A 19844-nucleotide genomic window follows, 5' to 3' on the forward strand; every position below is an offset into this window, starting at 1 on the left:
GAACACCGGCTGCCGCTACACCTGGGCTCTGGGAAAGAGATTTCGAGTGGAATATCCGGTTGGTCCTGCTGTGAGCTCTCTCGCAAGTCGTCTTTACGGCTTTGCGGACCGGCCCCAGACATCAAGTTAACGTTTGCGGTGTGGGTCACACAAAGTCCGCTTTTATGTACCTACATAGCGATTCGTTATGGCATGGAGGCGAAGAACAGGAGGTCTTGGACAACACGAAGCTCGACGTGGTTCCCTAACGAAGAGGGTTTGATCTGGGGCGACTACTTCCACGACGCCGCACCGCTTCCTCAACCAGTTCCGACATCCACGGTCGGTGTCCCCGGTGAAGGGCCATCTCCGGGGGTAGTCCTTGGATGGACGGGACGGAGCCGACGATGTCGATGGTGATGCGGCCGTTGCCAAGCGGGGCGTTGGAGATGTGCAGGTCCCCGAAGGACTGGGGGAGGACGGGATCGAGCCACACGCCGCCAGCAGACACGACCGGGTCGTAGCGCATAAGGCTGGACACGATCTGGATGGGCGCGGTGGCTGCCCACGCCTGGGGCGAGCAGGCGGTGGGGTACGGAACGGGAGTGGCGAGGTGGTCACGGCTGAAGCCGCAGAACAGTTCCGGGAGTCGGCCGTCGGAGAACTCGGCCGCGTCCATTATCCCTGTGGCGATTCGTTGGGCTTCGGCGACGAAGCCGTACCGGAGGAGCCCGGCGGCGATGATGGCGTTGTCGTGGGGCCAGACGGACCCGTTGTGGTAGCTGGCAGGGTTGTAGGCGCCCATGTTGCTGGCCAGGGTGCGTACGCCCCAGCCGCTAAACATTTCCGGTGACATCAGGTGCGCGGCGACTTGCGGGGCTTTGTCTTCGTCGATCAGACCTTGAAGCAGGCAGTGCCCCATGTTCGAGGCACAGGCATCCACCTGCCGTTTCCTGCCGTCGAGCGCGATGGCGTAGTATCCGCGCTCCGGGATCCAGAATTGCTCGTTGAACTGCTTCTTCAGCCGGGCAGCGCGATCGGTAAGGTCGTCGCCCAAGGCCATGTCACCGGCCTCGTAGGCCAGCCATGCCCGTGACAGGTAGGCGACGTACACGTAGGCCTGTACCTCGCAGAGCGCGATTGGTGGCTCGGCCAGGGTGCCGTCGGCAAAGTTGATGCCGTCCCAGGAGTCTTTCCAGCCCTGGTTGAGCAGCCCCTGATCGTTGAGTCGCTGGTACTCAACGAAGCCGTCACCGTCCTTGTCGCCATAGTTCACGATCCAGTCCAGTGCGCGGTCGGCGTGGGGCAGCAGGGCCTTGATGGTGTCCGCAGCAAATCCCCAACGGCTGACGGCTCCGAGCACCATCAGGAACAGGGGAGTGGCGTCCACGCTGCCGTAGTAGTTCGATTTGCCGCCGAGGGACAGGCCGCTGGAGACGTCAAGCCGGACCTCGTGGAGGATCTTGCCCGGTTCCTCTTCCGTCATGGGGTCCACCACCCTGCCCTGGCGGTCGGCTAGGGTCTGGAGTGTGCCAAAGGCCAGCGATGGGTCTACCGGCATCGCCATTACCGAGGCCCACAAGGAGTCCCTTCCGAACAGGGTCATGAACCAGGGTGCACCGGCGGCTACGACAACCCGCTCCGGATGGTCGGGGTCCTCGATGCGCAGAGCGCCGAGGTCGTCGTAACTGCGGCGCAGCGTCCGTTCCACGGAGCGGTTGGCGACCTGCAGTACGGGGATTTTCGCCACCCACTCCCGGCGGCGACGGTCCACCGGGGACAGGCTATCCCCTTCGGAATGGGTGAAAGCTGGTGCGTGGGCTCGATCGTTGGTGGGCAGAACGGTCAGGACGGTGCTCCATTGCCCATGGGCGGGTACGGACACCCGATATTGGACGATGTTACCGGAAATGTCGGCACCAGGTACGTGGATAGCGGTGCCTTTGCGGACGTCCTGCCAGCTGCCCCGAATAGTGAGCATCCCGTCGTCGGCTTCTCGTGTTTCCTCCCAACGTTGCCGGATGCGTGCCTCCTTCACCTCGAAGAGGTCCGCGTAGTCGGCCCCCGTTTCCAGAAGGATGAGGCACTCAGCCGGCTCCTGAGAGTAGTTGTGGACGGTGAGCTGCTCCTGGAGGCCGACCCCGACTTCCCGCAGCCGTTCCACGATAAGTGGGCTGTCCGCATAGCCGTCGGACCGGGGGATCCTTGCAACAAATGCGGCACGGAACGGTTCCTTTGTCTCCGCTGTGAGTGGTTCAAGCGCCTGTCCATCAACTGTCAGTCGCCACATTGAAAGGATCCTGACGTCGGCCACAAACAGGCCGTGCGGACGGTCGGCCTGAATATCCCCGTTGGACGACGAAATACAGAAGGATGAGCCCTCGACCAACGTCACAGAGCCAGCCCCTAGCGGACCGGCTGCCGTATCCGCATTCCACCCCGCCATTCTGGCCTCCTCGACGACTTATTGGAGCGCCGTACAAGCAGACACCGTGCTTGTACGGCCTCTTCGAAAAGACGCTACGCTTGGTTGCCGGTCGCCGCCAGAGCGGGGGCGTGAAGCTACGCCGGAACTCGTCTACGCCGGCCTCCGCAAGGGACAACGGGGTGAAAGACGGTGGGCAGCGGATCAGCCCGGGACGGATCATCCTGGCTGGGCCACACGCAAACCCACGCCCCTGGTCAACTTGCGGATCTCGTCGGACTTCAGTCCGCTTGCGCCGGCAAGTTGGTAGTCATCAAGGAGTCGGGATTTCCTGGCCATGGCCAGTACGTGCGTGCGTTCTTCTTCCGCGGTATTCCGGGTGCCTTCGGCCGCCGCCAACTCCGCAGTTAATCCTGCAATGAGGTGCAGATGCCCGCTTCGGGTTTGGCCCGTCGGGTACAGCTCGCTGCGTGCCAGCGCGGCAGAGCGGATACTGGCGGCTGGCAGGCCGGCGGCCTTTGCGACGGCGGCAACCTTCACGCCGTCGCACAGGGCCTGGGCAACGCAGTCACCCAGCTCGGCGGTGAGGGCACGCACCCTGCTGGACCGGAGCGCGATGGTCGTCCGCAGTTGGGCCAGCATGGCCAGAGCTTGTTCCGCGCGGGCAGTGGCGGGCTCCGCCTTCGGCGCGCCCCCGTACCGGTAGGCGGCCACCCCGCTCCCGCCCGTCCCGGTGCCGGCTCTACGCGGAAGCATCCGTTCCTGAATCTGTCTACCCGGCACCTCTGCTCCTTGTCTCCGTGGTGTTTCAATGCCAGCGCCGTGTCCCGTGGGTAGGAGCACTTTTCCCGTTGTTCGCCCCGCAGGGCCTGAAAGGACTGTCGGGGGGGCCGGCGCTGTGCCGGCTTTGGGTCGCTGTCCACCCTGCAGATTACGCGGCTGGCAAGTCCAGCAGGCAATACCGAAAGTGCGTGGAGCAATACGCGAAAGTTCTGGCTGCCCCGTCATAAGGGCTGCTTATCTGTCCACGCACTTTAGGTCTTATCCAAGAGCGGGGCTCCTTCCCTAGGCTCGAATGAACCACCCTCATGTACCGGAAGCCTGGAAGAGAACATGCCTGAATTCGTGCCCGCCTCACGCGTAACCCGTATCAAATCCTCACCCAGCGTTGCCGCGGCGGCCCGTGTACGGGAGCTCAAGGCCGAGGGCCGCCGGATCCTGGACCTGACGGTTGGAGAACCGGACTTCGATACGCCGCAGCACATCAAGGACGCTGCCATCGCGGCCATCGGCCGCGGTGAAACCAAGTACACGTCGGTTACCGGGACGCCCGAATTGCAAGAGGCCATCCTGCAGACGCTGCAGCGCAAAACCGGCCAGCAGTACACGGCAGCTGAGATCACCATCGGCGGCGGCGGCAAGCAGGTCATTTTCACCGCATTCATGGCCACCCTGGACCAGGGTGACGAGGTTGTCATCCCCGCACCGTACTGGGTCTCCTACCCGGACATGGTGCTCGCCAACGAAGGAACCCCCGTCATCGTTTCCTGCGGCCGGGAAACCGGCTTCAAACTCACCCCTGCGGCCCTGGCAGGGGTACTGACGGAGCGCACCAAGTGGGTTATCCTCAACACGCCCTCCAACCCCACAGGAGCTGTCTACTCCCGCGAGGAACTGGCCGGCCTGGCCGCCGTTCTTCAGGACCATCCGGCCGTCTACGTCCTTACTGATGAGATCTACGACGAGATCCACTTCGGCGAGGAGCCGATCACCAGCCTGGTGGCCGTTGCCCCTGAGCTCAAGGACCGGGTGCTGGTCACCAATGGCGTTTCCAAGGCCTATGCCATGACGGGCTGGCGCTTGGGCTATGCCGGTGGGCCGGCGCCCCTGGTGGCTGCCATCAACAAGCTGCAGTCCCAGATGTCCTCCTGCCCGTCCTCAATCAGCCAGGCCGCTGCCGCCGCTGCACTCACCGGAGACCAGGCATTCGTCCGCGAAAGCGTGGACGTGTACCGCGAACGGCGCGATGCGGCAATCACCGGGCTGAACGCCGTCAAGGGCCTGCAGTGCACGACGCCGGATGGCGCTTTTTACGCCTACGTCAACTGCGCAGGGGTCATCGGCAAGACGACGCCCGATGGCAAGCAAATCACCAACGACGAGGACTTCACGCTGTACCTGCTGGAAGCAGCATCTGTTGCCGTCATCCAGGGTTCGGCCTACGGACTGAGTCCATATTTCCGGATCTCCTACGCCACCGGGCTGCCGGTGATCGAGGAATCCATTGCCGCCATCGAAAAGGCCATCACGGCACTGGCCTGACCCAACCATCCCCTTGCCTAATCTTTCCAACAACAGGAGCACCCCATGATCCACGTCAAAACGAAATTCGACAGGCCCGCGGAGGACGCCATTCAGCGCCTTTCCAAGTTCTCCTCCGCCACAGTGCATGAAGCACAGGGCCGCAAGGGCGCCCTGAGCTCCAGGATTAAGCCCATCGACCGCAGCATGACGTTCTGCGGACCCGCCGTCACCGTGGTCTGTGCACCACGGGACAACCTCATGCTCCAGGTGGCCATCCACTATGCGCAGAAAGGCGACGTTGTCCTGGTGGCAGCGGGTGAGTACGAGGAAGCCGGGACATTCGGCGATGTGCTCGGCAATGCGATGAAGGCGAAAGGCCTGGCCGGCATGGTCACGGACTCCGGTGTCCGCGACACCAAGGACCTGATCGAACTCGGCCTGCCGGTGTTCTCTGGCAGCGTCTGCATCAAGGGGACCGTCAAGGAAACCATTGGCCCCATCAACCATCCCCTGGTCTTCGGTGATGAAATTATCTACCCGGGCGATGTCCTGCTGGGTGACGCCGACGGTGTGGTGGTGGTCCGGAAGGATGAGATCGAGGAGGTCATCCGCCTGTCCCAGGCACGGGTGGACACCGAGGACGACCTCATCCGCCGATACAAGGAAGGCGGCACCACCATCGAGCTGTGCAAACTCACCGACGTGCTGAAGGCCAAAGGCCTGCTGGTGGAGGACGCCGAACTGGAGCCCGCCCTGTAGTCATGTACCCCATCGATTGCTGGGCACTTGCCGTTATGACCCCTTACAAACGGCAAATACCCAGCATTCGACACGGTTAAGCCAAGAGGCCCGGGGTTCCTTTCGGAACCCCGGGCCTTTCCTCTTGCCGCTTTAGAGTCGATGAGCCGGTCAGTTCATGCCGGGCAGGAGGTAGGCGGGCGGTCCCGCCTGCGCGTCCTCCAGATACCACATGGTGGTGCCGCGCCTGCCCGGGGGCATCATGCTTCCCTCGAACACGAAGACGGGCTCGGCGGCGCCCCCGTCCTCGGCACGCCAAAAACCGTTGGTGGGGCAATGTGAACCGGTGCTGGCTTTCAGCTGGATTCTTCTTTCAGCTGCCTTCCGGTACTGCAGGCTGGTGATCTTCTTCATGGCTGGGCTCCAGGGAATTTATTGCCGCGGTATCGCCTTGGCGAAACCTTTATGGCTTTTATCCTAGAACGCACGCAATTCCATGAATAAGACTAAAGCGGCGTGACCTGATAAGGCCCGCTTATGATGCCTCGAACGGCGCGGCAGGGAGCGGGGAATATTTACTCCGGAGCATTTCCTGCAGCATTTCCTTAAGTACCAGCAGGACGGCGGACGCGGCTTCCGACAAAGGTTCATGGTCGGGCGTGCACAACGCTATTTTGCACTGAAGTGCAGGCTCGATGATCCTCAGGACCCGGAAGTCCTCCTCATGGAACAGGGCATCGGCCGCTGACTTAGGCAGGATGGTCGCCCCGAGGTCCGTGCGCAGCAGCCGGGTGAGGGAGGGGACCGATTCCACCTCGCCCACCAGCTTCAGCTTCAAGCCCCTGCTGTCGATGCCCGACTGAACCACCTGCCGAAGGGTGTGGATCTGTTCCGGCAGGAAGAGTCCCACGGTAGCCACCTCGTCCAGGGTGATGGTGTTCGCTGTCGACGCTACCGGGAGGTCCCGGCGGGAGTTCACAATCAGGTACAGGTCCTCGACGATGAGGGTGGTGAACTGCACCCCGCGGATGGGCCCTGGTTCATAGATGAGCGCCATATCCAACCGTCCGTTTTTTATGGCCTCACTGAGCACACCGCCGTAGATCTCGGTCAGGTGCAGCACGATGTCCGGGTAGCGCCGTCCCACTTCGCTGATGATCCGGGGAGTGAGGCTTGAGGCCATGCTGTAGGGGGCGATCGCTATGGAGACGCGGCCCGAAGGCGCCGCTCCTGAAGCTGCCACATCTATCCTGGCCTGCTCCACGAGCCGCAGGATGGTCTGCGCGTGCCTGTACAGGGTATGGCCGGCCGCTGTGGGCTCCACCCCTTGCTTGCTCCGGATCAGGAGCCGCTGTTTCAGCTCCGTTTCAAGGGCGGACACCTGCTGGCTCAGCGCGGGCTGGGCCACGTGGAGGGCGGCGGCCGCCTTGGTGATGCTTCCTGAGTCGACGATCTTGACGAAGTACGCCAGCTTCCGGGTGTCCATAGCGCTCCTCTTTTCCAGCGGGGACGGCACAGCATGCGGGGTCATACGTTGGCGCTATGGCGGGACAGGCATTACGTCTTTGTGTGATCCGAGTCTCGGGCATAGGTTAATTGCAGATGACTTTCCAATGACCAAGACATTCTATCCCCGCCCAGCCATCGCTGATTTTGATGGCGGCATATGTTTTTTGCATAAGCAGGGAAAGAGCTTCTTGGCAGCACCATTTCTGTAGTTACGAAATAAGAGCCGCATACATTTCGTAGGGTTGGTGCCAATAGCGCCGGTGAAGGTCATAACCGCTCCCTATGGGGAGATACCGCATTCGTCTTTGTGTGGCTCAAATTCCGATGCAACACTCATTTACACCCCGCAGTACCAGGCAGAGAAAGGCCCGTAATGCCCACAGTCGATCTCGTAGCGGATCTTGGTGAAGGTTTTGGTGCCTACTCGATCGGTGACGACAAAGCCCTGCTGGAGATCGTGTCCAGCGCCAACATTGCCTGCGGCTTTCACGCAGGGGACCCTGACATCATGGACGCCACGGTGGCTGAATGTGTCAGGACGGGAGTTGGCATCGGCGCCCATCCCAGCTTCCCGGATCTCCGCGGCTTTGGCCGGCGGGCCATGGACCTCACAGCTGACGAAGTGCGCACCGACGTCATCTACCAGCTGGGGGCCCTGTCAGCGTTTGCCGCCTACCACGGCGGTTCCGTCTCCCACCTTGCCCCGCATGGCCGGCTGGGAAACCTGGTGGCAACGCGGGCCGACTATGCCGCAGCCGTAGCGGATGCCGCCGTGCGGGTGGATCCCGGCCTGATCATCCTGGCGCAGGATGGTGAACTTGCCACCGCTGCCGCGGGGCGCGGCCTGCGGGTGGCCATGGTCGGCATCGCCGACCGCGCCTACCAGGATGACGGCACACTGGTGCCGCGCCGCCAGCCCGGCGCCGTGATCCACGACCCCTCCGTCATCGTCGAGCGCACTGTGCGGATGGTTTGTGAAGGATTGATCGAGACTGCCTCCGGCAGGGACATCGCCATCCACGCAGACACGGTGCTGCTGCACGGCGACAACCCCGGCGCCGTCGAACTGGCCCGCCTGATCCGCAGCGAACTCATTGCTGCAGGCGTCGCTATTGCCCCGCTGGCAGAGGTGCTCGCCGCAAAGCATAAGGTGTCCTGACAATGACCACAACAACAACGCCAACAGCACTGGATATTTTCGAATCCGGTGACGCCGCCCTGCGCGTGGTGGCACGGTCCGGTGACGCGGAAGCGAACTGGTCCACCGTCCACTCCTTGGCCGGTTGGCTGGCTACCGCCGGCGTCGACGGCATCTATGGTGCCGTTCCCACCTACGACTCGGTCCTGGTGGAATTCGACCCCTACGTCACCTCCGCGCGCCAGGTCCGGGCGTTCGTCCTCCTGGGAATGCGCCAGCTGGACTTCGCCGGCACCGCCACGCGTGAACCGCGCCGTTTCGAGGTGCCCGTGGTTTACGGAGGAGACTACGGGCCAGACCTGGACCGCGTGGCGGACCACCAGGGCCTGGACGTTGAAGACGTTATTGCCAGGCACACGGCAAAGACCTATGTCATCCGTTGCCTCGGGGCCCCGGCAGGCTCTCCGATGATGGATGGCCCGGACTTCCCGGTCCCAGTCCCCAGGCTCAAGGACCCGCGGCTGTCCGTCCCCGCCGGTGCCGTATCCGTGGCCGGACGCCAGGCCGTGATCGCGCCCGCAGTGGCACCGGGCGGCTGGTGCGTCATCGGGCAGACCCCCCTGAAAGTCCTGGACGCAGCACGCGAACCCCTGGTGCCTTACGTCCCCGGCGACGAACTGCGCTTCTACCGGATTTCTGCGGATGACTTCGGAAAATTCGCGGGGCAGTTCCTGGAGGCCCGGCCATGACCGGTTCCCTGATCATCCTGCAACCGGGCCACTCCGTGGTCACCGACCTCGGCCGGACGAAGGGCCCCGCCTACGGTCTCCCCGTCAACGGCGCCCTGGACCAGTATTCCGCCAAGGCCGCAAACATCCTTGCCGGCAACGAAGACAACGACCCCCTGCTGGAACTCACTGCGCTGGACTTCAGGATGCGCGCCACCACCGACCTGCTGATCGCCGTCACCGGAGCGCCCCTGGACTTCACGGTGGGCGGACGGGACTGCCCCCAGTGGGAACCGGTGTCCGTCCGGGCAGGCGAAGTCGTGGCCGTACGGGGAATCCGGATCGGACTGCGCGCCTACATCGCCGTCCACGGATCCTTCACCGTCCCCACCCTGTTGGGAAGCTGCGCCCCTGACACCGTGGTGGGCTTCGGGTTGAAGCTCGTGGAGGGCTTCCGCCTCGAAACGCGGAAGACCACGGCGCCCATCACCCAGCCGTACTTTGGTCTGCCGCTGTTCCGGCTGGGCCTTACCAAACCTGTCTTCACCACCAACCCGGTCATTCATGTCACCGACGGGCCGGACGTGGCGGAATTCGGGGACACGGCAGACCTGCTGTTCACCACGCAGTACACCGTGAGCCCCCGCAGCAACCACATCGGGCTGCGGCTCGGTGGTGCCCTTCCCGAACGCCAGCTCACGTCAGAAGTGCTCTCCCGCGGCGTTCCGGTCGGGGCCATCGAGGTCCCGTCCCGGGAGGAACTGCTGGTGCTGCACCGGGGGCGCGGCGTGACGGCGGGCTATCCCGTCCTGGCAGTTGTCACGAGCCGCTCACTGGACGTCCTGGCGCAAGCCAGACCTGGACACACCGTCACCTTTCGAAAGACAACCGTGGCTGAAGCAACAGCCATGCACCGCGCCGCCTGCCTTGAACTGGACAGGCTCCGGAACACTATCAACACAGTCTTCGGACTCCTCGGCATCGGCGCCGGCCAGCGCTGGCATGAACTTAGCCCAGCGTCAGGAGCCTGAACATCATGAACGCTTTTCCCATAGCCAAGGACCGCGCCCACGAACCGCTGCGCGATCCCTAACCCCTGCCAACCCGAGGCTCCTGCGTCCAACCCCTTGCCGGACGCAAGGGCCTGCCCGAATTCCACCACTTTGGAGTACCAATGCCTTTTTCCGACTACACCACCGCCCTCGTCACCGGAGCTTCCACCGGCATGGGCGCCGCCATCGCCGAACGGCTGGCCAAGCGCGGCCTCACCGTCCATGCGGTGGCCCGCAACGAGGAACGCCTCACCGAGCTTGCCGACCGCACCGGAGCAGTCCCGCATGTGGTGGACCTGACCGACACCGCCGCGCTGACCGCCGTCGTCAATGACCTGAAAGTGGACGTCCTGGTCAACTGCGCCGGCGTCTCCAGGCCGGGCAACATCCTGGATTCCTCCGAGCAGGACATTGATGAACTCATCGACGTCAACCTCCGCGGGCTCCTGCAGCTCACCCGGCTGGTCCTGCCCGGCATGGTGGAACGGGACCTCGGCCACGTGGTCAACATCAGCTCCATCGCGGGCATCTACAACTTCTACGGCCACACCGTCTACCACGCCACCAAGGCCGCAGTGCACCAAATTTCCCGGCAGCTCCGCAACGACACCGTGGGCAAGCGGATCCGCGTCACCGAAATCTGCCCCGGCCGCGTGGAAACCGAGATCTTTGGCCGCAACATGGGCGGCAGCCCCGAGGCCATGGAAGAAGCCTGGCAAACGTACTACGAGGGCTACGAGTCGCTGACCACCGACGACATCGTCAACGCCCTGGACTACGCCATCGAAACCCCGCGCCACGTCAACGTTGGCATGCTGGAACTCATGCCTACCTTCCAGGTCCCCGGCGGCCTCACCTTCGACCGGCGCGGGGACTCCGACTAAAGCCGCCCCCGCGACGCCCAAACCCGGGAACTACCTTTCCACCGCCCAACCGATAGGCCCACAAGATGCAGTTAGTACGAACCGTTAGTTTCCCCGAACCCCAGCTCCTGGCTGACCTCTCGCCACTCCCCGAAGGCCTGCGGGGCGTGGTGTGGGACATGAAGGACGAACCGGGGGAGGAGCTGGGTGGCATCGACGGCGTCATCCTGCCCTACATCGACGCGGGGGCAGTGATGGGTTCCCTGGCCAAGGTCCCGAACCTTAAGTTCGTGCAGACCCAGTCAACAGGGTACGACGGCGTCCGCGAGGCTGCCGGGCAGGGCGCCGCAGTGGCAAACGCCTCAGGCGTCCACGCAGCTGCCACGGCCGAGCTGGCTGTGGGGCTCATCCTGGCCAAGCTGCGCGGCATTGACCAGGCCGTCAAGGACCAGCAGGCCGAAAGCTGGAACCCCCAGCGCCGCCAGTCCCTGGCCGACCGGAAGGTCCTTTTGCTGGGCATCGGCGGTATCGGTAAGGAACTGGCCCGCCGCCTGGAACCCTTCGAAGTCACCATCACCCGGGTGGGCAGCTCCGCCCGCACCGACGCCGACGGACAGGTCCACGGCCCGGACGAACTGTTGGAGCTCGCCGCCGGCCACGACATCCTGGTCTCGGTCCTCCCGCTGAACGACAAGACCCACCACCTGGTGGGCCGGGACGTTCTGGCCGCCCTCCCCAACGGCGCCCTCGTGGTGAACGTGGGCCGCGGCGCCGTGGTGGACACCGACGCCCTGACCCGGGAAGTGGTGACCGGCCGCCTGCAGTGCGCCATCGACGTCGTCGATCCCGAACCGCTGCCCGCAGGCCATCCGCTGTGGTCCGCGGACAACGCACTCATCACCCCTCACATTGGCGGTAATGCATCAGCGTTTGAACCACGGATCCTCAAGCTCCTGAAGCGCCAGCTTGAGGCCCTCGCCGCCGGTGAAACCCCGGCCAACCTCGTCCAGCAGGGGCCGTTCGCATGAGCGCGCTTTTTGACTTGACCGGCCGGGTTGCCCTGGTGACGGGCTCCAGCAGGGGCATCGGTTCGGCGCTTGCAAGGGCGTTGGCCGACGCCGGAGCAACAGTAGTGCTCAACGGCGTCAATGAGGAACGGCTCAAGGACGCCGCCGCGGCAATGGCCTGGGACTTCCCTCCGGGCCGCGTCCACAGCATCGCATTCGATGTGACCGTCGATGACGCGGCCGCCCGCAGCATCCGATGGATTGAGGAGAACGTGGGCCCGCTGGAAATCCTGGTGAACAATGCGGGGATCCAGCACCGGGTGCCCATGCTGGACCTGGACGTCGCGGACTGGGAACGAGTCCTCTCCACTGACCTCACCAGCGCATTCCTGGTGGGCAGGGAAGCCGCGCGGCACATGATCACCCGCGGCCGGGGCAAGATCATCAACATCTGCTCCGTCCAGACGGACCTGGCCCGTCCGACCATCGCCCCGTACATTGCGGCAAAGGGCGGGCTGCGGAACCTCACGCGCGCCATGACGGCAGAGTGGGCCGCCTCCGGGCTGCAGATCAACGCGGTTGCACCCGGCTACATCCACACCGAGATGACCCAGAACCTCGTTGATGATGAGGCCTTCAACTCCTGGATCCTGGGCCGGACGCCGGCCCACCGGTGGGGCACCGTGGAGGACCTCGCCGGTCCCGTGGTGTGGCTTGCCTCAGATGGCTCGAACTTTGTGAACGGACAAACCATCTTCATTGATGGTGGAATGACAGTGGTGGTGTGATGACTCTGAATACGCCCTTGGGCGCAGGCCTGGAAGAACTGCCTGCCACGGGCCCGGCCCTGGTGGCGCACGCCGCAAATGACCTGCGCATCGACGAGGTCCCGCTGCCGCAGCCCGCACCTGATGAAGCGGTGGTGGAAGTTCTGTACGGCGGGATCTGCGGTTCGGACCTGCACTACTGGCTGCACGGTGCCGCGGGGGAGTCCATCCTCAAGGCCCCGCTGGTGCTGGGCCACGAAATCTCCGGTGTGGTGGTGCGCCCGGCAGCCAACGGTGCAGGGCCACAAGCAGGGACCGCCGTGGCCGTCCACCCCGCAACGCCCGGCCCTGGCGCGGCTAAGTATCCCGCAGACCGGCCCAACCTCTCACCCGGGTGCACGTACCTGGGCAGCGCTGCCCGCTACCCCCACACGGACGGCGCCTTCAGCAGGTACGTGAACCTGCCCGTCCGGATGCTCCGCGCCTTGCCAAAGAACCTTGACCTTCGGACGGCGGCCCTGATCGAACCCGCAAGCGTTGCCTGGCATGCAGTCTCGCGCGCCGGCGACGTCCGGGGAAAGACGGCGCTCGTCATCGGTTCAGGGCCCATCGGCGCCCTGGCCGTTGCCGTCCTCAAACGTGCCGGCGCCGCCCGGATCACCGCCGTCGACCTCCACCCCAAACCGCTTGAGATCGCCATGGCCGTCGGCGCTGACCAGGTGATCAATGCAGCGGACACCACAGCGATCGCCGCGGTGGAAGCCGACGTCGTCATCGAGTCCTCCGGCAGCCACCACGGCCTGGCATCAGCCATCCAAGGCGCGGTGCGCGGCGGAACCGTGGTGATGGTGGGGCTGCTGCCCACCGGCATGCAGCCAGTGCCCATTTCGCTGGCCATCACCCGCGAACTGGACCTCAAAGGCTCCTTCCGGTTCAACGACGAGATCGACCAGGTGATCACCGCCCTTGCGGACGGATCCCTGCACATCAGCCCCGTCATCACCCACGAATTCCCGCTGGCCGACGCCCTGCACGCGTTCGAGGTAGCAAAAGACTCCACATCGTCCGGCAAAGTCCTTCTCAGCTTCGGGGAACCCGGGGACGTCCGATGAGCGGCCACTTGCCTCCATTGGTGGTGATGGGCGTTTCCGGCTGCGGTAAGTCCACCGTCGGAACCCTGCTGGGTCAACGACTGGGGATGCCATTCTTCGACGGGGATGACTTCCACCCGCCCGCCAACAAGCAAAAGATGGCTGCCGGGGTTGCGCTCAGGGACGCCGACCGGGAGCCGTGGTTGGGCCGGTTGGGGGAGTTGCTTGCAGGAAAGGGCGACGGCGGCACATCAGTTCCGCCTATCGTCGCCTGCTCAGCCTTGAAACGACGTTACCGGGACTTGCTGCGCAGCTACGCACCGGACGTTGTCTTCATTCACCTGGCCGGCGACGCAGCCACCATCGGGGCGAGGATCGAAGCGCGGGCCCACGAGTTCATGCCGCCGGCGCTGCTGGCATCCCAGTTCGCCGCGCTCGAGAGTCTCGGCATGGACGAACCACATATACTCGGAGACATCACCCAGTCGCTTGACATTCTCGTGGAGTCGCTATGTGCGAATCTCGGCGTCATGCCAGCCGTTGCGCACAGTGAGGGTGAATAAGTGTGGTTATCACTCACGCGCATTGGGCAGTGATCCATGACGTACCGCGCTAACTGGTAACTACGGCGATTTACAAGCGGGTCGCGGGTGAGGACTGCACTTCATCGTTGCTTGTCCGAAAGTCGCGAGAGAAGCCCCGCCGCTCTCAGCAAAACCTCCTGGAACGGGCCAAGAGCCACACATCCATGGCCGGGATCTGAAGTGATCCGAAGCCGCCGCCAGTGGTGTGGGCACCATAGGAGCCAACCTCCCGAAGCGGCACTGCCAAGGGGTAGGGTGTGCCCTAGCGGACGAAGGAGTCACGATGAGCTACAAATATCGAACTGTTCGGGTTCGCGGTACGGAGCTGGTTGGAACAATTGCCAGGAAGCACAGGAGTGCGGCTGAAATCTACGAAACGTCCAAAGACCTGAGCACATCAGTAGTTCCGGTGTTCTTCGAGGCAACGGGCGAGATCCGTTTCTTCGACAGGGCAGTGCTGGAGGACGTTGTCGCACCAGGCACTTAACCCGCTAGGCATACCGGGCGGCTACGCCGGTCTGGCGTGTGGGACCGATTTCAGGGGCAAATGGAGGTGTGGACAATGTCCACACGTTCGCCGTCGAAGTGGGTCGCACATGGGTTGGACTGCTTCGGTTTCCGCATTTTTCGCGACTTCCCAGGGTTTTTCAAGCCCTGGAATGTAGTTCGAGTCCCACCTCGGGCACCTCGTCAGCGGCGATTTTGCTTTAACGTGTTGACAAAGCTTGTGGTCGCGTCGCTCTAACGAGTTGGTCGCGGCCTTTAGTCTGGCTGCCGCGGCGCCTGTTCAGGTGTGTGGGTGGTGGGTTCAATCCCCTGGCAGGTGGGCCCTCTGCCAGCTCTGTCCTGGGTTGTGCGTTTCCTCGTTCCGGTTGTCTTGTGTTGGTCGTAGGTGGCCTACACCTGTTCATGGTTCATGGTCGCGGGCACGACATGACCTCGCCGAAATGACAAGGAAATTCTCGGAGAGCCCCTACGGAGGTAACGACGCGGTGGAGCCGCGTTCCGTGATGGCCAGAAGGAGCTCGACCTGGCCTGGAGTCGTCCTCACCACGATCCTCGCGCCGTGGGGTTGCACACCGCATGACGGGAATCAGCTTCGGCCGCGTCAGGGGATCCCGTTTCCGGTCACTTATCGGGTCCTTCCCGACGCCTGTCTCTTGGGGGGCGGACGTATCGTGGCTACCGTCCGATCAGGTCGGCCAGGACTTGGGCCTCGCTGATGTCGGCAGCTTTGGTTGCCGTCAGCAGCGTCAGCCGTTGGCCCTTAGCGAGTTCGCACAGATGGTCAAGCGCCTGCGCCCGGGCCGGGTCTTTAAGCTCGGCTTTGTAGCGCATAACAAATTCGTCGAACTTGGCGGGGTCGTGCCCGTACCATTTGCGCAGCTCCGTCGATGGGGAGACGTCTTTGCACCACTCGTCCAGCGCTGCCTTGGCCTTGGTCATCCCGCGCGGCCAGATGTGGTCTACCAGAACCCGTACGCCGTCGTCATCCCTGATCCCGTCATAAACCCGGCGCACCCGGACTTCCGTTGCAGTCGACATTCCCCAGCCTCCTCGCTGACTTTCGACACGGCACAAGTATCATCCTTCGAGCGGTGACGCCCGAAGCGGCGAAAACCCGTGTGGTCGTTGTCCTCGGTGACATTATGCTCTCCCGATCCCCCGGGGAGCCATGTCACCAGGAGCATGCACCGGCCCGTGGGTCGGTCTCAGCGGGCCCGGCGGCGACGGAGCAGTATTTCCTTGGCGATAAAGAGGCACCATCAGTCTCCAGCTACAAACCGGCCCCCCCCCGAACCCGGCATCACGGGCCAGCCAGCTCTCCCTCGTGACCGCCACGCCCATGTGCATCCCTACCGCGGCGAGGGTACCTCCGCCACCTGTATTTCGGGCTCGAAGGTCTGAAAGTCGTTACGCTGCCGGTCCTGGGCACGGCCTACGCGATGCTGGCACTCGCGTCAGCGCCGCCGCAGGGGCGCCCGCGTCCCGAAGCGATCCAGCCAGCCGGGGGATGTGGAGGCGCTCATCGCCACGTTCTACCGCCGGGTTTTGAAGACGAACTGCTCGGGCCGGTGTTCGCTGACGTCGCGCGGATGGATCTTCCCACCTACCTCCCGGTCATGTGCGACTTCTGGGAGACAGTGCTTTTTCGTGCCGGCCGTACAAGCGCAGCAGCTGTGCATTCGGCCCTCAATGACAGGTTCCCGCTGCGCTGGAGAGCTGTTCGCCCCGCTGGCTTGAACTGTGGGAAGGCACCGTGGCTGAGCTGTTCGCTGGCGGGAAAGCGGAGCTCGCGAAGGTCCAGGCTGCACGCATCGCCGGATCCATTCATGGCGTCATGGGCGGCGGGGAACGGAGCGAGTACAGCACCATACGCCGCGCCTCCGCGGCAGATCCGCCGGTGGCGCGGGCGCCAGCAGACCCTGCCGGCACTGTTGCGGAACCCGGGCGCGCAGCGGCCCACGGCAGAGGAAGCCAATGACCTTGATTCCCGAGGTCCTAGCATGTCCGCTGGCCCCGGCGTACGGTCGGAATAGGTGATGAAAGGAGCGGTACTGACAGGGCTGCCTGACGTCGGTGCGGGCACCGGCTGCGGCGGCGGCGCAGGAGCGGCCTTCGCGTCCAAGTGTTCCGAGGATCCCGATGCGCTCACCCCTTGTGCGGCGCCATCATGGGCTTCACGGACTGATCCACAGATTCTGGCCATCCTCGCGGATGATTCGGTGACCGGCAAGCTCATCGGTTAGGACGTCCCAGGCCCTCCTTCCCGCCCGCGATCCACGGGCGCGAATTTTCGGACCCAAGCTAACGGAGGCGACACTGATGAGGGCAAACAGTTTTGGTGCGCGTGGGCAACTGAACGTGGACAACAGGACGTATGAGATCTACCGGCTGGACCGGGTCAAGGGCTCGGACCGCCTTCCCTACAGCCTGAAGGTCCTGTTGGAGAACCTGCTGCGCAATGAGGACGGCCGGCTGGTCAGGGCCGAACAAATCACATCGCTCGGCGGCTGGGACCCCCGGTCGGCGTCCAACCCGGAAATCCAATACACTCCCGCCCGGGTGCTGATGCAGGACTTCACCGGGGTGCCGTGCGTGGTGGACCTGGTGGCCATGCGAGATGCCATGACCGGTCTGGGCGGGGAACCGAAAAAAATCAATCCGCTGATTCCCGTGGAACTGGTCATCGACCATTCGGTCATCGCCGACGCCTTCGCCAGCCCGGAGGCATTCGAAATCAACGCGGAGCTGGAATTCACTCGGAACCAGGAACGGTACCAGCTCCTGCGCTGGGCTCAGCGGGCGTTCGATGACTTCCTCGTGGTGCCCCCGGACACGGGCATCTGCCACCAGGTCAACCTCGAATACCTCGCCCGGGTCATCTTCACCCGGGCCGGTGCCAGCGGGCCGGTCGCCTACCCGGACACGCTCGTAGGGACGGACTCGCATACCCCGATGGTCAATGGACTCGGTGTGCTCGGCTGGGGCGTGGGCGGTATTGAGGCCGAGGCGGCCATGCTCGGCCAGCCGATGAGCATGCTCATCCCGCAGGTAGTCGGGCTTAAACTTAACGGCGAACTGCCCGAGGGAACCACCGCCACGGATCTGGTGCTCACCGTCGCCGAACTTCTGCGCCGCACCAGGGTCGTCGGCAAATTCGTGGACTTCTTCGGCCCCGGAGTGGCCAGCGTGCCACTGGCAACCCGGGCGACGCTGAGCAACATGAGCCCGGAATACGGGTCGACCTGCGCCATCTTCCCGATCGACAACGAAACGCTGGACTACCTGCGTCTCACCGGACGCTCCGAGCACCAGATCAAACTCGTGGAAGCCTATGCCAAAGAACAGGGCCTGTGGCACCGTCCCGACCATGTCCCGGACTACAGCGAGATTATCGAGCTGGATCTCGCCACGATCGTCCCCTCCATCGCCGGACCCAAGCGGCCGCAGGACCGGATCCCGCTGGGCGCCGTATCCCGTGCCGTGCGCGGACTGCTGTCCGGGGAAGCGCAGGAGGAAGCCGTGCAGGGCGGCCTCGACGACGCCGACGAGCACTCTTTCCCCGCGAGCGACCCCATTGCCGTCAGCCCCGGCGTTCACCGGGACGCCCCGCCCCGCCAGTACCAGGACATCGCGGACTTCACCTGGCCATCCGAACCCGTCCGGCTGGAACTGGCCGGAACCGCGGCCAGCCTCGACCACGGAGACGTGGTCATCGCGGCCATCACCTCATGCACGAATACTTCCAACCCGACCGTCATGATTGGCGCCGGCCTGCTGGCCAAGAAAGCCGTCGAACGGGGACTGCGCAGTAAACCGTGGGTGAAAACCTCCCTCGCTCCGGGATCCCGGGTGGTCTCCGATTACTTCAACAGATCAGGGCTCACCCCGTACCTAGATAGGCTGGGCTTCGATCTGGTCGGCTACGGCTGCACCACCTGCATAGGTAATTCCGGGCCCCTCATCCCGGAAGTCAGCGCCGCCGTCGCGGAAAACAATCTGACCGTTGCAGCCGTGCTCTCGGGCAACCGGAACTTCGAGGGCCGCATCCACTCCGAAGTGAAGATGAACTTCCTCGCCTCCCCGCCCCTGGTCATCGCCTACGCCCTCACCGGGACCATGCATACCGATCTCCTCCACGATCCGCTCGGCGAGGACCCGGAAGGCAACCCGGTCTATCTGCACGACCTCTGGCCGACGGCGTCGGAAATCAAGGCCATCGTGGACCAAAACCTCGAAAGCAAAATGTTCACGCAAGGCTACTCCGACGTCTACTCCGGCGACGGGCGCTGGCGGGGCATGCAGGTACCCGAGGGTGACATGTTCGCCTGGGATGACTACTCCACCTATGTGCAGCGGCCACCGTACTTTGACGGAACGACCGCTCGGCCGGCGCCGCTCCGGGACATCACCGCGGCCAGGGTACTGGCCTTCCTGGGAGACTCCGTCACCACCGACCACATATCCCCGGCCGGAGCCATCCGGAACGACTCTCCCGCTGGCCGATACCTCACCGAACACGGCGTGGATGCGGCCGACTTCAACTCCTACGGCTCCCGCCGAGGCAACCACCACGTCATGATCCGCGGGACCTTCGCGAACGTCCGGCTGCGCAATCGGCTCGTGCCCGGAGTGGAGGGCGGCTTCACCCGGCATTTCCCCGATGGAGGGCAACAGAGCATTTTCGATGCCGCCACGTCCTATTCCGCCGAGGCGGTTCCCCTGATTGTTATCGCTGGGACGGATTACGGGTCCGGTTCCTCCCGGGACTGGGCGGCCAAGGGCACGTTGCTGCTGGGCGTCAAAGCCGTCCTGGCGGGATCGTTTGAACGGATCCACCGCTCCAACCTCATCGGGATGGGGGTGCTCCCCCTGCAATTCCGGGACGGTGACACGGCCGAAAGCCTGGGCCTGACCGGGGAAGAGCTCTACTCGATCATCGGCATCGAGGGTCACACCCCGCTGCCGCGGGAGGTCACGGTCCGGGTCGAGGACCACGGCCGCGAACAAGAATTCACCGCAGCCGTACGGATCGATACGCCCGCCGAGGAAGCGTACTACCTCCACGGCGGAATCCTGCCCTACGTCCTGCGCCAACTCCTGGCCCGCTGACGCGGTCCGCCGGCCGGCGGCGCCACGCCCGGTGCGCGCCGGC

General features: G+C 64.2%; 19 protein-coding genes. 14 read left to right on the forward strand and 5 right to left on the reverse strand.

Translation table 11 applies throughout. From position 1 onward, the window contains the following. Nucleotides 1–244: 244 nt before the first annotated feature. Together ACTAQI_RS04840 and ACTAQI_RS04845 are read right to left on the reverse strand one after the other, a co-directional pair. Nucleotides 245–2425, reverse strand: a complete 2181-nt coding sequence (locus ACTAQI_RS04840; RefSeq protein WP_457949920.1) for an amylo-alpha-1,6-glucosidase — start codon at nt 2423–2425, stop codon at nt 245–247. A 198-nt stretch (nt 2426–2623) separates the two neighbouring features. Further along, the gene (locus tag ACTAQI_RS04845; protein ID WP_457949922.1) at nt 2624–3160 is read right to left on the reverse strand and encodes a hypothetical protein; all 537 of its coding nucleotides are present in this window, start codon (nt 3158–3160) and stop codon (nt 2624–2626) included. A gap of 357 nt (nt 3161–3517) precedes the next feature. On the opposite strand from ACTAQI_RS04845, the gene ACTAQI_RS04850 reads away from it, so the two are divergent. Then, the gene (locus tag ACTAQI_RS04850; protein WP_457949923.1) at nt 3518–4726 is read left to right on the forward strand and encodes an aspartate transaminase; all 1209 of its coding nucleotides are present in this window, start codon (nt 3518–3520) and stop codon (nt 4724–4726) included. A gap of 45 nt (nt 4727–4771) precedes the next feature. After that, entirely contained in the window at nt 4772–5467 is a 696-nt protein-coding gene (locus tag ACTAQI_RS04855) for a 4-carboxy-4-hydroxy-2-oxoadipate aldolase/oxaloacetate decarboxylase (protein WP_457949925.1), read from the forward strand. 150 nt (nt 5468–5617) lie between these two features. Here the strand turns inward: ACTAQI_RS04855 and ACTAQI_RS04860 are convergent, their stop codons facing one another. Then, nucleotides 5618–5860: a hypothetical protein gene (locus tag ACTAQI_RS04860; RefSeq protein ID WP_457949926.1), complete on the reverse strand. Its 243-nt coding sequence runs from the start codon at nt 5858–5860 to the stop codon at nt 5618–5620. A 121-nt stretch (nt 5861–5981) separates the two neighbouring features. Then, nucleotides 5982–6932 (reverse strand): nitrogen assimilation transcriptional regulator NAC, encoded by a 951-nt coding sequence (nac, locus tag ACTAQI_RS04865; protein WP_457949928.1) that lies wholly within the window; start codon nt 6930–6932, stop codon nt 5982–5984. A gap of 396 nt (nt 6933–7328) precedes the next feature. On the opposite strand from nac, the gene ACTAQI_RS04870 reads away from it, so the two are divergent. From ACTAQI_RS04870 to ACTAQI_RS04910, 9 genes are all read left to right on the forward strand, one after another. After that, nucleotides 7329–8114 (forward strand): LamB/YcsF family protein, encoded by a 786-nt coding sequence (locus ACTAQI_RS04870; RefSeq protein WP_457949929.1) that lies wholly within the window; start codon nt 7329–7331, stop codon nt 8112–8114. 2 nt (nt 8115–8116) lie between these two features. After that, nucleotides 8117–8842, forward strand: a complete 726-nt coding sequence (locus ACTAQI_RS04875; RefSeq protein ID WP_457949931.1) for a 5-oxoprolinase subunit B family protein — start codon at nt 8117–8119, stop codon at nt 8840–8842. Continuing rightward, a complete protein-coding gene (locus ACTAQI_RS04880; RefSeq protein WP_457949933.1) occupies nt 8839–9852 on the forward strand; it encodes a 5-oxoprolinase subunit C family protein in 1014 nt (337 codons plus the stop codon). Before ACTAQI_RS04875 ends, ACTAQI_RS04880 begins: the two co-directional genes overlap by 4 nt. A gap of 143 nt (nt 9853–9995) precedes the next feature. Next, nucleotides 9996–10757 (forward strand): SDR family oxidoreductase, encoded by a 762-nt coding sequence (locus tag ACTAQI_RS04885; RefSeq protein WP_255175418.1) that lies wholly within the window; start codon nt 9996–9998, stop codon nt 10755–10757. A gap of 65 nt (nt 10758–10822) precedes the next feature. Further along, nucleotides 10823–11764 carry a 2-hydroxyacid dehydrogenase gene (locus tag ACTAQI_RS04890; protein WP_457949935.1) on the forward strand — a complete coding sequence of 314 codons (942 nt, stop codon included), beginning with the start codon at nt 10823–10825 and terminating at the stop codon, nt 11762–11764. Then, nucleotides 11761–12531: an SDR family oxidoreductase gene (locus ACTAQI_RS04895; protein ID WP_457949937.1), complete on the forward strand. Its 771-nt coding sequence runs from the start codon at nt 11761–11763 to the stop codon at nt 12529–12531. Before ACTAQI_RS04890 ends, ACTAQI_RS04895 begins: the two co-directional genes overlap by 4 nt. Next, a complete protein-coding gene (locus ACTAQI_RS04900) occupies nt 12531–13622 on the forward strand; it encodes an L-idonate 5-dehydrogenase (protein ID WP_457950990.1) in 1092 nt (363 codons plus the stop codon). Before ACTAQI_RS04895 ends, ACTAQI_RS04900 begins: the two co-directional genes overlap by 1 nt. Then, nucleotides 13619–14164, forward strand: a complete 546-nt coding sequence (locus tag ACTAQI_RS04905; protein ID WP_457949939.1) for a gluconokinase — start codon at nt 13619–13621, stop codon at nt 14162–14164. The genes ACTAQI_RS04900 and ACTAQI_RS04905 overlap by 4 nt, the downstream gene beginning before the upstream one ends. A gap of 304 nt (nt 14165–14468) precedes the next feature. Then, nucleotides 14469–14672 (forward strand): hypothetical protein, encoded by a 204-nt coding sequence (locus ACTAQI_RS04910; RefSeq protein WP_457949941.1) that lies wholly within the window; start codon nt 14469–14471, stop codon nt 14670–14672. Nucleotides 14673–15367: 695 nt separating this feature from the next. Here ACTAQI_RS04910 and ACTAQI_RS04915 read toward each other — a convergent pair. After that, nucleotides 15368–15730 (reverse strand): DUF488 domain-containing protein, encoded by a 363-nt coding sequence (locus tag ACTAQI_RS04915; protein WP_457949943.1) that lies wholly within the window; start codon nt 15728–15730, stop codon nt 15368–15370. Nucleotides 15731–16445: 715 nt separating this feature from the next. Between ACTAQI_RS04915 and ACTAQI_RS04920 the strand changes: the two genes are divergently transcribed. From ACTAQI_RS04920 to acnA, 3 genes are all read left to right on the forward strand, one after another. Further along, a complete protein-coding gene (locus ACTAQI_RS04920; protein ID WP_457949945.1) occupies nt 16446–16670 on the forward strand; it encodes a hypothetical protein in 225 nt (74 codons plus the stop codon). A gap of 58 nt (nt 16671–16728) precedes the next feature. After that, nucleotides 16729–16935: a hypothetical protein gene (locus tag ACTAQI_RS04925; RefSeq protein ID WP_457949947.1), complete on the forward strand. Its 207-nt coding sequence runs from the start codon at nt 16729–16731 to the stop codon at nt 16933–16935. A gap of 76 nt (nt 16936–17011) precedes the next feature. Further along, entirely contained in the window at nt 17012–19801 is a 2790-nt protein-coding gene (gene acnA / locus ACTAQI_RS04930) for an aconitate hydratase AcnA (RefSeq protein WP_457949949.1), read from the forward strand. The last annotated feature ends 43 nt before the right edge of the window (nt 19802–19844 follow it).

Source organism: Pseudarthrobacter sp. alpha12b (assembly GCF_054130495.1).

Coding starts and splice junctions, on each gene's coding strand:
- ACTAQI_RS04840 (WP_457949920.1), bottom strand. CDS start 2,425: ATGGCGGGGTGGAATGCGGATACGGCAGCCGGTCCGCTAGGGGCTGGC.
- ACTAQI_RS04845 (WP_457949922.1), bottom strand. CDS start 3,160: ATGCTTCCGCGTAGAGCCGGCACCGGGACGGGCGGGAGCGGGGTGGCC.
- ACTAQI_RS04850 (WP_457949923.1), top strand. CDS start 3,518: ATGCCTGAATTCGTGCCCGCCTCACGCGTAACCCGTATCAAATCCTCA.
- ACTAQI_RS04855 (WP_457949925.1), top strand. CDS start 4,772: ATGATCCACGTCAAAACGAAATTCGACAGGCCCGCGGAGGACGCCATT.
- ACTAQI_RS04860 (WP_457949926.1), bottom strand. CDS start 5,860: ATGAAGAAGATCACCAGCCTGCAGTACCGGAAGGCAGCTGAAAGAAGA.
- nac (WP_457949928.1), bottom strand. CDS start 6,932: ATGGACACCCGGAAGCTGGCGTACTTCGTCAAGATCGTCGACTCAGGA.
- ACTAQI_RS04870 (WP_457949929.1), top strand. CDS start 7,329: ATGCCCACAGTCGATCTCGTAGCGGATCTTGGTGAAGGTTTTGGTGCC.
- ACTAQI_RS04875 (WP_457949931.1), top strand. CDS start 8,117: ATGACCACAACAACAACGCCAACAGCACTGGATATTTTCGAATCCGGT.
- ACTAQI_RS04880 (WP_457949933.1), top strand. CDS start 8,839: ATGACCGGTTCCCTGATCATCCTGCAACCGGGCCACTCCGTGGTCACC.
- ACTAQI_RS04885 (WP_255175418.1), top strand. CDS start 9,996: ATGCCTTTTTCCGACTACACCACCGCCCTCGTCACCGGAGCTTCCACC.
- ACTAQI_RS04890 (WP_457949935.1), top strand. CDS start 10,823: ATGCAGTTAGTACGAACCGTTAGTTTCCCCGAACCCCAGCTCCTGGCT.
- ACTAQI_RS04895 (WP_457949937.1), top strand. CDS start 11,761: ATGAGCGCGCTTTTTGACTTGACCGGCCGGGTTGCCCTGGTGACGGGC.
- ACTAQI_RS04900 (WP_457950990.1), top strand. CDS start 12,531: ATGACTCTGAATACGCCCTTGGGCGCAGGCCTGGAAGAACTGCCTGCC.
- ACTAQI_RS04905 (WP_457949939.1), top strand. CDS start 13,619: ATGAGCGGCCACTTGCCTCCATTGGTGGTGATGGGCGTTTCCGGCTGC.
- ACTAQI_RS04910 (WP_457949941.1), top strand. CDS start 14,469: ATGAGCTACAAATATCGAACTGTTCGGGTTCGCGGTACGGAGCTGGTT.
- ACTAQI_RS04915 (WP_457949943.1), bottom strand. CDS start 15,730: ATGTCGACTGCAACGGAAGTCCGGGTGCGCCGGGTTTATGACGGGATC.
- ACTAQI_RS04925 (WP_457949947.1), top strand. CDS start 16,729: ATGAAAGGAGCGGTACTGACAGGGCTGCCTGACGTCGGTGCGGGCACC.
- acnA (WP_457949949.1), top strand. CDS start 17,012: ATGAGGGCAAACAGTTTTGGTGCGCGTGGGCAACTGAACGTGGACAAC.